Source organism: Rhodopseudomonas sp., from assembly GCF_013377015.1.
GTDB lineage: Bacteria > Pseudomonadota > Alphaproteobacteria > Rhizobiales > Xanthobacteraceae > JARJEH01.
Window position 1 is genome coordinate 321,390 of the sequence record NZ_JACABA010000002.1, and the last position, 12,923, is coordinate 334,312.

The 12,923-nt window shown below is 65.0% G+C and carries 10 protein-coding genes; 6 read left to right on the plus strand and 4 right to left on the minus strand.

What is annotated here, in order from left to right; translation table 11 throughout:
* The first annotated feature begins 19 nt into the window (after positions 1-19).
* Positions 20-877, plus strand: a complete 858-nt coding sequence (gene lpxI, locus HXX15_RS09800) for a UDP-2,3-diacylglucosamine diphosphatase LpxI (protein WP_296515507.1) — start codon at positions 20-22, stop codon at positions 875-877.
* Positions 878-882: 5 nt separating this feature from the next.
* Positions 883-2,055 (plus strand): lipid-A-disaccharide synthase, encoded by a 1,173-nt coding sequence (lpxB, locus tag HXX15_RS09805; protein WP_296516900.1) that lies wholly within the window; start codon positions 883-885, stop codon positions 2,053-2,055.
* A gap of 75 nt (positions 2,056-2,130) precedes the next feature.
* On the opposite strand, the gene gltA is transcribed toward lpxB, so the two are convergent.
* Both gltA and gltX read right to left on the minus strand, forming a co-directional pair.
* A complete protein-coding gene (gltA, locus tag HXX15_RS09810) occupies positions 2,131-3,435 on the minus strand; it encodes a citrate synthase (protein ID WP_296515510.1) in 1,305 nt (434 codons plus the stop codon).
* A gap of 154 nt (positions 3,436-3,589) precedes the next feature.
* A complete protein-coding gene (gene gltX, locus HXX15_RS09815) occupies positions 3,590-5,014 on the minus strand; it encodes a glutamate--tRNA ligase (RefSeq protein WP_296515512.1) in 1,425 nt (474 codons plus the stop codon).
* Between the two features lie 166 nt (positions 5,015-5,180).
* Between gltX and HXX15_RS09820 the strand changes: the two genes are divergently transcribed.
* The 3 genes from HXX15_RS09820 (at position 5,181) to HXX15_RS09830 (ending at position 10,195) form a co-directional block, all read left to right on the plus strand.
* Positions 5,181-6,866 (plus strand): glutamine--tRNA ligase/YqeY domain fusion protein, encoded by a 1,686-nt coding sequence (locus HXX15_RS09820; protein ID WP_296515514.1) that lies wholly within the window; start codon positions 5,181-5,183, stop codon positions 6,864-6,866.
* 67 nt (positions 6,867-6,933) lie between these two features.
* The gene (locus HXX15_RS09825; RefSeq protein ID WP_296515517.1) at positions 6,934-9,201 is read left to right on the plus strand and encodes a ComEC/Rec2 family competence protein; all 2,268 of its coding nucleotides are present in this window, start codon (positions 6,934-6,936) and stop codon (positions 9,199-9,201) included.
* 145 nt (positions 9,202-9,346) lie between these two features.
* Entirely contained in the window at positions 9,347-10,195 is an 849-nt protein-coding gene (locus HXX15_RS09830) for a hypothetical protein (protein ID WP_296515519.1), read from the plus strand.
* Positions 10,196-10,265: 70 nt separating this feature from the next.
* On the opposite strand, the gene lexA is transcribed toward HXX15_RS09830, so the two are convergent.
* Both lexA and glp read right to left on the minus strand, forming a co-directional pair.
* Complete coding sequence (lexA, locus tag HXX15_RS09835; protein ID WP_296515521.1) at positions 10,266-10,976, minus strand: transcriptional repressor LexA; 711 nt, start codon at positions 10,974-10,976, stop codon at positions 10,266-10,268.
* A 145-nt stretch (positions 10,977-11,121) separates the two neighbouring features.
* Positions 11,122-12,333: a gephyrin-like molybdotransferase Glp gene (glp, locus tag HXX15_RS09840; RefSeq protein WP_296515523.1), complete on the minus strand. Its 1,212-nt coding sequence runs from the start codon at positions 12,331-12,333 to the stop codon at positions 11,122-11,124.
* 247 nt (positions 12,334-12,580) lie between these two features.
* Between glp and HXX15_RS09845 the strand changes: the two genes are divergently transcribed.
* Entirely contained in the window at positions 12,581-12,913 is a 333-nt protein-coding gene (locus tag HXX15_RS09845; RefSeq protein ID WP_296515526.1) for a hypothetical protein, read from the plus strand.
* Positions 12,914-12,923 lie beyond the last annotated feature (10 nt).

Here is a 12,923-nt window from a genome sequence, read left to right on the forward strand (position 1 = left end):
CGCAACGCGGGGGCGGATCATGACCGACCAGGTCTGCACGACATCCACCTCTGTCGGCCTGATCGCCGGCGGCGGTGTGCTGCCGTTCGCGGTGGCGGATTCGCTGCTGGCCCGGAACATCACGCCGACGCTGTTCGCGCTCAAAGGCTTTTGCGATCCCGCAGCGGTCGGGCGCTTCCGACATCACTGGATCTCGCTCGGCCAGTTCGGGCGGTTGAAGCGGCTGCTGCGCGCCGAGCATTGCCGGGACCTGGTGTTCATCGGCTCATTGGTGCGGCCGTCGATTGCGCAGGTACGGCTCGACTGGGGAACGGTCCGTGTCCTGAGCGGCATCGTGGCGGCCCTTCGCGGCGGGGACGATCACCTGTTGTCCGGCGTCGGCCGCATCTTTGAACGCGAGGGCTTTCGGCTGCTGGGAATCAGGGATGTCGCGCCCGATCTATTGATGCCGCAAGGCAGTCTGACCCGCACGACCCCCGACCCCGGGCAACTCGCCGATATCGCCAAGGCGAGGGCGGTGCTGCTGGCGCTCAGTCCGTTCGATATCGGGCAGGGTGCAGTGGTGATTGACGATCATGTGGTGGCGGTCGAGGATATCGGCGGCACCGACGCGTTGTTAGAAACCGTGGCGCGGTTGCGCGCCAAGGGCGCGATCCAGGCCAAGCCGCGGCGCGGCGTTCTGGTGAAGGCGCCGAAGAGCGGCCAGGATTTGCGCTTCGACCTGCCGGCGCTGGGGCCGCGAACCATCGAAGGCGTGGCGGCTGCGGGCCTCGCCGGCATTGCGGTAGTCGCCGGCAACACCGTCGTCGCCGAGTCGCAGACGATGATCGAGGCGGCGGACCGGGCCGGCCTGTTCGTCGTCGGTTTGGCGACGTGACCGCGATGAAGGCCAAGCCGGCTGTTCGTAAAGTGGTGTTGGTCGCGACCGAAGAATCCGGGGATCGGCTCGGTGCCGCGCTGATGAAAGTGCTCCGGCAGCGGCTCGGCGACGCGGTGCGGTTCGAGGGCGTCGGTGGCCAGGCGATGGCGGCCGAGGGATTGGTCTCGCAGTTTCCGATCGAAGACCTGTCGATCATCGGCTTCTCGGCCGTGGCGAAGCAATTGCCGATGATCCTGCGCCGCATCCGGGAGACCGCCGACGCCGTGCTGCGCGCGGCGCCGGATATTCTCGTCATCATCGACAGCCCGGATTTCACTCACCGGGTGGCGCGCTTTGTCCGCGCGCGTAATCGGTCGATCCCGATCGTCGACTACGTGTCGCCCACCGTCTGGGCGTGGCGTTCGGGCCGTGCGCGGGCGATGCGCCGTTATGTCGACCATGTGCTGGCCCTGCTGCCGTTCGAACCGGAAGTTTACCGCAAGCTGCGCGGGCCGCCGTGCAGCTATGTCGGTCATCCGCTGATCGAACAGATTGCTACGCTGCGGCCGAACGCCGAGGAGCAGCAGCGCCGCGACGCCCAGCCGCCGATCCTGCTGGTGCTGCCGGGCAGCCGGCGCAGCGAAATCACCCGGAAGATGTCGGTGTTCGGCGCCACGATCGGCCTGCTGCTGCAGCACCAGAGCCGGCCGGTCGAGCTGGTGTTGCCGACCACGCCGCATCTTTTCGACGCCGTCAGCGCCGCGGTGCGGGGCTGGCCGGTGCGGCCACGGATCGTCGTCGGTGATGCTGAGAAGAAGGCCGCGTTTCGCGTCGCCCGCGCCGCCTTCGCGAAATCCGGCACCGTCACGCTGGAGTTGGCGCTGGCTGGGGTGCCCATGGTGGCAGCCTACAAGGCGGGCGCGGTCGAGGCCTGGATCGGGCAGCGCCTGATCCGGTCGTCCTCCGCCATCCTCGCCAACCTGGTGGTCGGCGAGAACGTGGTTCCGGAGTTCATCCAGCAGGATTGTAAGCCAGAAAGACTGGCGCCCGCGCTGCGCGACGTGCTCGACGACACCCCGGCACGGCAGCGCCAAATCGAAGCGTTCGCCCAGCTCGATGCCATCATGGCGACGGGAGAGCGCTCGCCGAGCGAGCGCGCCGCGGACATCGTGCTGGGTCTGTTGCCCAAAACCTGAGGTCCCGTTCAAAAGAAAATCGGCGAACCGCGGGGCGGTTCGCCGATTTTCGATCCAATGTCTCGGCTGCGAGCATTACCCGCGCTTGGCGATCTCGACATAGTCGCGACGGGCGGCGCCGGTGTAGAGCTGGCGGGGCCGGCCGATCTTCTGCTGCGGATCCTCGAGCATCTCGCTCCACTGGCTGATCCAGCCGACGGTGCGGGCCACCGCGAACAGCACGGTGAACATGTCGGTCGGGAAACCCATCGCCTTCAGGGTAATGCCGGAATAGAAATCGACATTCGGATACAGCTTGCGCTCGATGAAGTATTCGTCGCTGAGCGCGATCCGCTCCAGCTCCATCGCGACCTTGAGCAGCGGATCGCCGTGGTGGCCGGTTTCCGCCAGCACCTGGTGACAGGTTTCCTGCATGATCTTGGCGCGCGGATCGTAGTTCTTGTAGACCCGGTGTCCGAAGCCCATCAGCCGCACCGAGGAGTTCTTGTCCTTCACCCGCTTGATGAAGTCCGGGATGTTCTCGACTGTTCCGATCTCGGCCAGCATCGCCAGCGCCGCCTCGTTGGCGCCGCCATGCGCCGGTCCCCACAGGCAGGCGATGCCGGCGGCGATACAGGCGAACGGATTGGCGCCCGACGAGCCGGCGATCCGCACCGTCGAGGTCGAGGCGTTCTGTTCGTGGTCGGCGTGCAGGGTAAAGATCTTGTCCAGCGCCTGCGCCAGCACCGGATTGACCACGTAGTCCTCGCAAGGCACCGCAAAGCACATCCGCAGGAAATTGCCCGCGAAGCTGAGTGCGTTCCTGGGATAGACGAACGGCTGGCCGACCGAATATTTATACGCCATCGCCGCCAGCGTCGGGATTTTGGCGATCATCCGCATCGACGCGATCATGCGCTGCTTCGGATCGTTGATGTCGGTGGAGTCGTGATAGAATGCCGCCAGCGCGCCGACCGAGGCCACCATCACCGCCATCGGATGGGCGTCGCGGCGGAAACCCTGGAAGAATCGGGCCATCTGTTCGTGCACCATGGTGTGGTGCGTGATGCGCTCGTCGAAATCTTCCTTCTGCGCCTTGGTCGGCAACTCGCCGTACAGCAGCAAGTAACAGGTTTCGAGGAAATCGCCTTGATTGGCGAGCTGCTCGATCGGGTAGCCGCGATATTCCAGAATGCCGGCGTCGCCGTCGATATAGGTGATCTTGGACTGGCAGCTGCCGGTCGAGGTGAAGCCAGGGTCGTAGGTAAACAATCCGGCCTGGGCGTATAATTTGCCGATGTCGATGACATCAGGCCCGACCGTTCCGCTCAGGATCGGAAGGTCATAGGACTTGTTTCCAACCGTGAGCGTGGCTGACTTGGTGGTTGTTGTTGCGTCCATCGTGTGGTCCCCGATGAGATCGTTGCCGAAACCAGCGAGCGCACTACAGCCTGAACGAGACGGCGAGCGAAGCTGGGAACTAGAAGCGCAGGTCAAATGGGTAGCTTATTGCTGTGTGCACTGCAAGACGGGCCAATTCGGCCGGCACGGCGGTCTAGCGCTGCGCCTGATCGGCCAGCCTGGACAGGCATTCCTGAGGCCCCAGCACCGCCAGCACGTCGAAAATCCCCGGCGAGGTGGTGCGCCCGGTCAAGGCGACGCGGAGCGGCTGTGCCACCGCGCCGAGCTTCAATCCGTTTTGCTCGGCGAACGCCCGCATCGCTGCCTCGGTGGTTTCCGAGCTCCACGGCGTGACGCTTTCGAGCGCGTCGTGCAATTGGCCGATCAATTGCCGGGTCGCTGGCGTCAGCACCGCCAATGCCTTCGGCTCGATCGTCAACGGCCGATCGGCGATGATGAAACCGGCATTGTCGAGCAGTTCAAGCAGGGTCTTGGCACGCTCTTTCAGTCCGGGCATCGCTTGCAGCAATTGCGCGCGGGTGGTGTCGTTGAGCTTGGCCGCGATCTCGAGGCCATGCGGAATGTGGCGCAGCAGCTCCTCCAGCATGGTCAGGAGGGATTGATCGTCGGCCTGCCGGATGTAATGGCCGTTGAGGTTTTCCAGCTTGGCGAAATCGAACCGCGCCGCCGAGCGTCCGATCGCGGACAGGTCAAAGGCGTCGATCATCTCCTGGGTCGAGAAGATTTCCTGGTCGCCGTGGCTCCAGCCCAGCCGAACTAGGTAGTTGCGCAGCGCCGCCGGCAGATAGCCCATCGCCCGATAGGCATCGACCCCGAGCGCGCCGTGGCGCTTCGACAGCTTCGATCCGTCCGGCCCGTGGATCAGCGGGATGTGCGACATGCTGGGCAGTTCCCAGCCGAGCGCATCGTAGATCTGCTTCTGCCGGGCGGCGTTGATCAGATGGTCGTCGCCGCGAATGACGTGGGTAACGCCCATGTCGTGATCGTCGACCACCACCGCGAGCATGTAGGTCGGATTGCCGTCGCCACGCAGCAACACGAGGTCGTCGAGGTTCTCGTTCTGCCACACCACGCGGCCCTGGACCTGGTCCTCGATCACGGTTTCGCCGCTGAGCGGCGCCTTCAGGCGGATCGTCGGCTTGACGCCCGGCGGGGCCTCAGCGGTGTCGCGCTCGCGCCAGCTGCCGTCGTAGAGATTGGAGCGACCCTCGGCGCGGGCGGCCTCGCGCATCCGGGTCAATTCCTCGGCGGTCGCGTAACAGCGATAGGCCTTGCCGGCGGCCAGCAATTGCTCGGCGACCTCGCGGTGCCGCGCGGCGCGGGAGAACTGGTGGACCGTGTCGCCGTCCCAGGTGATGCCGAGCCAGCTCAGCCCGTCGAGGATCGCCGCGATCGCCGGCTCGGTGGAGCGCTCGCGGTCGGTGTCCTCGATTCGCAACAGCATCTTGCCGCCGTGCTTCTTCGCATACAGCCAGTTGAACAGCGCGGTGCGGGCCCCTCCGATATGGAGGAAGCCGGTCGGCGAGGGCGCGAAGCGTGTGACGACGGGTGGGGTCATTCGAGGCGTGTTCAATACCGGGATGATTGGCGCGCCGGAGCGGCGCGGAGGGTGTATAGCAGGACCTGCGCATAACTAAAGTGTTCCTTGGCACAGCCAGGGGTTGGCGGATGGCGCTGGATTTGGCAGAACGCCGTCGATCCCGGCAGGCAGGAAAATCACGCAAATGACGACGGCAGACGCAGCAACGACCGAGGCAGGACGCGACTTCATTCGCGACATCGTGCAGGCCGATCTCGATTCGAAAAAGCACAGCGTGATCGTCACCCGGTTCCCGCCGGAGCCGAACGGCTACCTCCACATCGGCCACGCCAAGTCGATCGCGCTGAATTTCGGCATCGCCCAGGAATTCGGCGGACGCTGCCATCTGCGATTCGACGACACCAATCCCACCAAGGAAGAGCAGGAATATATCGATTCGATTCAGGCCGACGTGCACTGGCTGGGTTACGACTGGGGAACCAACCTGTTCTATGCCTCGGACTATTTCGAGCGGCTGTACGGCTGGGCCGAAATCCTGATCCGCGAGGGCCTGGCCTATGTCGACGACCAGTCGCAGGAGGAAATCCGGATCAGGCGCGGGACGCTGACCGAGCCCGGCCAAAACAGTCCTTTCCGCGACCGCTCGGTCGAGGAAAATCTCGATCTGTTTCGCCGGATGAAGGCCGGCGAGTTTGCCAATGGCGCGCGGGTGCTGCGCGCCAAGATCGACATGTCCTCAGGCAACATCAATCTGCGCGATCCGGTGCTGTACCGCATCCTGCACGCCACCCATCCGCGCACCGGCGACGCCTGGTCGATCTATCCGAGCTACGACTATGCGCACGGCCAGTCCGATGCGATCGAAGGCATCACCCATTCGATCTGCACGCTGGAATTCGAGGATCATCGGCCGCTGTACGAGTGGCTGCTCGACAAGCTGCCGGTGCCCTCAAAACCCCGGCAGTACGAATTCGCCCGGCTCAATATCACCTACACGCTGTTGTCGAAGCGGGTGCTGACCGAGCTGGTCCGCGGCAACCATGTCTCCGGCTGGGACGATCCGCGGATGCCGACCATCGCCGGCCTGAAGCGGCGCGGCGTGCCGCCGGCGGCGATCCGTGAATTCGTCAAGCGGATCGGCGTAGCCAAGGCCAACAGCGTGGTCGATGTCGGTATGCTGGAATTCTGCATCCGCGAGGAACTCAACCGGACATCGCTGCGTCGGATGGCGGTGCTGCGGCCGCTGAAGGTGGTAATCGAGAACTATCCGGAGGGGCAGAGCGAAGAGCTCGAGGCCATCAACCACCCGGACGATCCGGCGGCAGGGACGCGCAAGATCGCGTTCGGCCGCGAGCTCTATATCGAGCACGACGATTTTATGGAGACCCCACCGAAGAAGTTCTTCCGGCTGTCGCCCGGCACTGAGGTCAGGCTGCGCTACGCCTATTTCATCAAGTGCCGTGAGGTCGTGAAGAACGCCACCGGCGAGGTGGTCGAGCTGCGCTGCACTTACGATCCGGCCACTCGCGGCGGCAACGCGCCGGACGGCCGCAAGGTCAAAGCGACGATGCACTGGCTGCCGGCGGCGCAGTCGGTGCCGGCCGAGATCCGGATCTACAATCAGCTGTTCCTGAAACCGTCGCCGGACGCCGGCAATTTTGTCGCCGATCTCAACCCGCAGTCGCTCGAAGTGTTGCCTGACGCCCGCGTCGAGCCGGCGATTGCCGCAACCCAGTCGCAGGACGTGATGCAGTTCGAACGGCAGGGTTATTTCGTCCGCGACAAGGATTCCACCGCGGATCGGCCGGTGTTCAATCGCACCATCGGGCTCCGCGATACCTTCGCCAAGGAAGTCGGTGGCAAGGGCTGACGCCAGCGGTTGCCCGCGGCCGCTTTCTGTTTCAGGCTCAGCTCCGCGCCTGTAGGGAGCGAGCGGGGTGGCGGAGCGGGACAACCAAGCCAAAGCCAAAGCGAGAACCTGGCCGGCGCGGGGCGCCGCGCGGGCCGGCGGGCTCGCGCCGGATCTGACGACGTGGTCGGCACTGATCGCGCGGCTGCGCATATGGGCGCGGGCGGAAGCCGGGGCAGGGCGGCTGTTGCCGTGGGTGCCGGTCGCGTTCGGCGCCGGCATCGCGCTGTACTTTGCCGCGGATCACGAGCCGATCGCGTGGGTGGCCACGCTCGCCGCAGCGGCATTTTGCGCGACGGCGTTCATGCTGCGCCGGCAACGAATCTTTCCCCTCGCGGTGATGATCGCCGCGATCGCCGCGGGTTTTGCCACCGCCTCCATGAAAGCCGCGCGGATCGCCCATCAGGTGCTGGCCGGGCCGCTCTCTGCGATATCGCTGCAGGGCTATGTCGAAACCCGAGAGGACCGCGAGCGCAGCGATCGCTTCGTGCTGCGGGTCGCCGCAATGGAGACTCCTCGCGGTTCAATCAAGTTCGAACGGGTCCGGCTGTCGGTGAAGAAGGGGACCGCGCCCGCGGTCGGCAGCTTCGTCGCCCTAAAGGCGCGGCTGCAGCCGCCGCTGGCGCCGCTGCGGCCGGGAAGTTACGATTTCGGCCGCGACCTGTACTTCCAGGGCATCGCCGCGTCGGGCTTCGTCATGGGCGCGATCACACAGTCCGAGGCGCCGAGCGATGGCGGATGGGCGCTGCGCTATGCCGCCTTGATGCAGGGCTTGCGCGACGCCATCGACGCCCGGATCCGGCTGTCGCTCGGCGGCGACCAGCGCGCGATCGCGACGGCGCTATTGACCGGGCGGCGCGATGCGATCTCGACGCCGGTGAATGATGCGATGTTCATCTCCGGGCTTGGCCACGTGCTGTCGATCTCGGGCTATCATATGGCGGTGGTCGCCGGCGTGGTGTTCTTCGTGGTCCGCGCGCTGCTGGCGCTCATCCCGGCGCTGACCGTCACCTTCCCGATCAAGAAATGGTCGGCCGCGGCGGCGCTGATCGCCGCGGCGTTCTATCTGCTGCTGTCCGGCGCCGAGGTCGCCACGCAGCGCTCGTTCTTCATGACAGCCGTGGTGCTGATCGCGGTGATGGTCGATCGGCGCGCGATCACCTTTCGTACCCTGGCGGTGGCGGCGATGGTCGTGCTCACGATCGCGCCGGAAGCCTTGGTGCATCCGAGTTTCCAGATGTCGTTCGCCGCCACTTTGGGGCTTGTCGCGCTGGTGCAAATCGGAATGCCGGCCCTGTTCGCCGCACCCGACCATTCCGCTACCGCGCGCGCGGCGTTGTGGGGCGGGCGCGAGATCGCCACGCTGGCGCTGGCGTCATTGGTCGCAGGCCTCGCCACCACGCCCTATGCGGCCTTCCACTTTCACCGCGTCACGCCCTATGGCGTGCTCGCCAACCTGGCGGCAATGCCGGTGGTGTCGGCCCTGGTGATGCCCGCGGGGCTGCTGGGCCTCGCCGCGATGCCATTCGGTTTCGACGGGGTGTTCTGGCACCTGATGGAGATCGGCATCGACTGGATGATCGTGGTGGCGCAATGGGTCGCGGCGCTGCCCGGCGCGGTCGGTCGGGTGGCTTCGTTCGGCACCGGACCGCTGCTCGCAGCGACGGCCGGCATGATCGTGCTCGGCCTGTTGCGGACGCCGCTGCGCTTGGCCGGAACGCTGGCGATTGCGCTGGCGATCGGCTGGGCGCTGGCGACGCCACGGCCCGAGATTCTGATCTCTGGCGACGGCAAGCAAGTCGCGCTCCGCGGCGGCGACGGACGGCTGCGGCTGCTGCAACCCGGCAAGGACGCATTCCTGCTCAAGGAGTGGCTGGCGGCAGACGCCGATCCGCGGCAGACCGGCGATCCCTCGCTGACGGAAGGGGTTTCCTGCGACCCAGATGGCTGCGTCGCGGCGATGGCGGACGGCGCGTTGGTTGCGCTGGCGTTGCGCGCCGAGGCGCTGGCTGACGATTGCGAGCGCGCGGTGCTGATCGTCACCGCGCGCCCGTCGCCTGCAGGATGCACGACGCGGGTGATTGAGCAGGACGAACTCAAGCGAAGCGGTGCGATGGCGTTACGGCGAACCGGTAGCAGGTTTGCGATCGACGCGGTGCGACCGAAAGCTACCGATCGGCCGTGGTCGCCAGCCTTTCCCGAGCAAAAAGCCGCTGACAATCTCGCGACGCGCTCGCCACAAGCGCCGCCTGTCGATGCCACGCCGCCAGAGCCAGAGCAGCGGGGCGACGATTAGCACGAATGGTCGATAGCCGAATTCGTCGAAAATTACCCCGTTGAGGCGGATCAATTCTTGGCAATCCGTAATTTGACACTGCGAACACCGGACGAGAATGTGAGAACTCGGTCGAAGGGCGCTGCATCACCGGGAAGCAACCCAAATGAACACCACAAAGCGGGCATCTTTCGCATCCACCGTGATGATCGTCGTTGCATGCGTCATCCTCGACGTGGCTCTGCACCGCCTCTCCGCGTGGATGTTCGACTTCAACTACTTCAACAACGGCTTGCCGCAGAGCGTTCTGGTCAAGAACGGCACCTTCCCGATCGTGGCCTCGATCAGCTTCAGCGTTATGTTCGGATTCCTCGCGCTAAATTACTCTTGCACGCGCTCGGAGATTGGCGGCACGCGCTTCTGGGCTGGCCAGCGTTTCTTTGCCCCGTTTGCCTTCATCATGTTCTTCGGGGTACTCGAGTCCGCGTTCGTATTCCCTACTCCCTTTGAGGCCGAGATCATCACGGCCATTGCGGATGCCGTTCCGTATCTCGTCCTCGGCGTCCTGCTTAGCTACGTCTTTAGCTCGGGAACGAATGAGGAAAGCGGCCAGGAAGCAGCAGCAGCCCCTTGGCAGTCCATGCTCTGGATCGGCATCTTTTACGTTGCGGGCCGTTACCTGATCTCATACCCGGTCCTGCACATTACGTCCGGCTACATCGAACGGGCGGCGGGCACGTTCGCCTGGACCGTCGGCTGCGGTCTCAGTATGGGCTCGTTCTACTGGCTGGCGGGATCGACCTTTTCGGCCGCTACGCCGATGCGAAAGGCGCTTCGCGTGGGAGGCCTAACGCTCGGAATCTTCTGGCTGATGGTCCAACTCTTCTTTGCGCTCATCTCCGAGGTCTCTGTATCCGACCTCGTCATCAGGGCAATCGCGGATATCGTCTATCTCGTCGCGGGCATCTACAGCTTCGAGAAGCTGTTCCGCGGCAGGCTCCTGACCGAGTCTTAGCCGTCTCTAGGTAGATTGGTGTCCCCAATCGATTGATGCGCTCAATCCCGCAGCCCTGCCGCGAGCGAGCTCAGTACTTGCGGTACAGCCCGACCAGCTTGCCCTGAATCCGCACTCGGTTCGGCGGCAGGATGCGGACCTCGTAGGAGGTGTTGGCCGGCTCCAGCGCAATCGAAGCGCCACGGCGGCGGAAGCGCTTCAGTGTGGCTTCCTCCTCGTCGATCAGCGCCACCACGATGTCGCCGGTCTCGGCGGTCTCGTTCTTCTGGATCAGCGCCATGTCGCCGTCCAAAATACCGGCATCGACCATCGAATCGCCACGCACTTCCAGCGCGTAATGTTCGCCGGAACCGAGCATATCGGGCGGCACGCTGATGGTGTGGCTGCGGGTCTGCAGCGCCTCGATCGGGGTTCCGGCGGCGATTCGACCCATCACCGGCACCGAGACGTTACGGCTGGAATCGTCTTCCGTGTTGTTGGCGCTGGCGGGGCGGACCTTGCCCAGGTTGCCCTCGATCACGCTCGGGGTGAAGCCGCGACGGCCGTTGCCGCCGGGATTGACGCCGAGCTCGGGCAGTTTGATCACTTCGATGGCGCGCGCGCGGTTGGGCAACCGGCGGATGAAACCGCGCTCTTCCAGCGCGGTGATCAGTCGGTGAATGCCCGACTTCGAGCGCAGATCCAGCGCGTCCTTCATCTCGTCGAACGAGGGGGGAACACCGGCTTCCTTCAGCCGCTCGTTGATGAATCGCAGCAATTCATATTGTTTGCGCGTGAGCATCTCGACCATTCCCCAGTCTGTCGCCGCTTCGTTTCAGACGCGGCCAAGAATAGCGCGAATGTCAGAAACAAATCATGAACGAACACTATATGTTCCATATGTGTTCTGCAACCCATTAATTTCAGGTCAACAGATCGGGCGATCGCTACAGGGGGAGCTTAACGATGACGCAGGCTGAACCGGCGCTTGCCGCGGGGGCAAACGGCGAACGGACCACCAACGCCTGCGCCGCCGCCAGATTTCCCAGCAGCGAAGAGTCCTGGCGTTGCACCGGCGTCGCCAACAATTGCCCGTCGGGACGGGTCTCCAGCCGGGCACGCAAATAATCCTCGCGCACATCGTTGGCGGCAACGTCGCCGCCGAGAAGCGCCAGTTCGCGCCGGTGCTGGATGTGATTGCGTCCCGATAGAGCGCGAATCAACGGCACCATGAACAGGAACGCGCAGACATAGGACGACACCGGATTGCCGGGCAGGCCGATCACTCGCATCGCGCCGAGTCGGCCATGCATCATCGGCTTGCCGGGGCGCATCGCTATCTTCCAGAACGCGATCCCGACGCCTTCGTCCTCCAGCGAGCGCTTCACCAGGTCGTGGTCGCCGGCCGAGGCGCCGCCCGTGGTCACAAGGATGTCGGCGCCGGCATCACGGGCGCGCCGGATTGCGGTCCTTGTGGCGTCCACGGTATCGACGGCGATGCCGAGGTCGATGATCTCGGCGCCTTCCTCGCGCGCCAGCGCCCGTAGCGCGAAGCCGTTGGAATAGACGATCTGTCCCGGTCCCGGCGCAGTCCCTGGCATCACCAGTTCGTCGCCGGTGGCCAGCATTGCCACCAGCGGGCGCCGGTATACGGGCAATTCCGGGTAATTCATCCCCGCAGCAAGCGACAGGTCGCGGTCGTTGAGCCGACGGCCCCGATGCAGCAGCACGTCGCCCTGGTGAAAATCGATTCCGGCCGGGCGGATATGGCGCCCGAGCCGCGCCGCCTCGGTGATGGTGACAATGTCGCCGTCGCGGACCGTGTCCTCCTGAATAACCACGGTATCGGCACCGTCGGGAATCACGCCGCCGGTGAAGATCCGTAACGCTTCGCCTGCGCGCAACGCCATACCGGCCGGTCGACCCGCCGCAATTTCGCCGATCACCTTGAGCCGACTGCCGGCCAGGGCCGCGTCCGCCGCGCGCAGCGCATAGCCATCCATCGCCGACATCGGCTGCGGCGGCTGGGTCCGCAACGCGGCGAGATCGCGCGCCAGTACCCGGCGCTGCGCGGCATCGAGCGCGACCCTTTCGTCCGGGAGTGGCACGACGCCGTCGAGAACCGCTGACAGCGCTTCGGCAACCGGCATCAGGGCCATCACGGGGTCTCCGGCTCGTCGGGGCACGCGTCTGCCGGGACCATGCCCGTCACGGTCGGGGAGGATGGCAGCGCGGTGTCCGGCTTTATGTCGATGGCGGGATTTAGGCAAGTCGCGGCGGGACCCGTCCGGACCGCCGCAGCGTCGCGCATCTGCAACGAAATCATTATTGTGGTCCGCACGTGCCGGCCTATAGCAACCCTGTGGCGGCCGTTGAAACTCTCCGGCTTAGGTTGGGAGCATGCAGATGCAGGACAATTTTGCGAAGTGGCTGTTTCGGATCGTCGCCGCCGTCGGGGCGATCGCCTTCATCGTCACCTATTCGATCCGGCACGACTGGAGCAAGGGCGCGATGCCGATGTTCAGCGACGACTATCGTCCGCCAGAAAGCGTCGCTCCGCCTGCAAGTGCCGCGCCGACGACAAGTCCGGTTTCAACTGCCGGCGTTCCGCAGGCCGCGAGCGTTGCTCCGCCCCAAACGATCGACGGCCAGACCTTTATGCGCTGCCAGCCGATCGGTCGCACCGCGAAGGGTGAATTGGTCTATTCGATGGATTGCGAGCGACCGTCGGCGCAGTGACCAAATAGAG

Coding starts and splice junctions, on each gene's coding strand:
- gltX (WP_296515512.1), bottom strand. CDS start 5,014: ATGACCCCACCCGTCGTCACACGCTTCGCGCCCTCGCCGACCGGCTTC.
- lexA (WP_296515521.1), bottom strand. CDS start 10,976: ATGCTCACGCGCAAACAATATGAATTGCTGCGATTCATCAACGAGCGG.
- HXX15_RS09830 (WP_296515519.1), top strand. CDS start 9,347: ATGAACACCACAAAGCGGGCATCTTTCGCATCCACCGTGATGATCGTC.
- gltA (WP_296515510.1), bottom strand. CDS start 3,435: ATGGACGCAACAACAACCACCAAGTCAGCCACGCTCACGGTTGGAAAC.
- lpxB (WP_296516900.1), top strand. CDS start 883: ATGAAGGCCAAGCCGGCTGTTCGTAAAGTGGTGTTGGTCGCGACCGAA.
- glp (WP_296515523.1), bottom strand. CDS start 12,333: ATGGCCCTGATGCCGGTTGCCGAAGCGCTGTCAGCGGTTCTCGACGGC.
- HXX15_RS09820 (WP_296515514.1), top strand. CDS start 5,181: ATGACGACGGCAGACGCAGCAACGACCGAGGCAGGACGCGACTTCATT.
- lpxI (WP_296515507.1), top strand. CDS start 20: ATGACCGACCAGGTCTGCACGACATCCACCTCTGTCGGCCTGATCGCC.
- HXX15_RS09845 (WP_296515526.1), top strand. CDS start 12,581: ATGCAGGACAATTTTGCGAAGTGGCTGTTTCGGATCGTCGCCGCCGTC.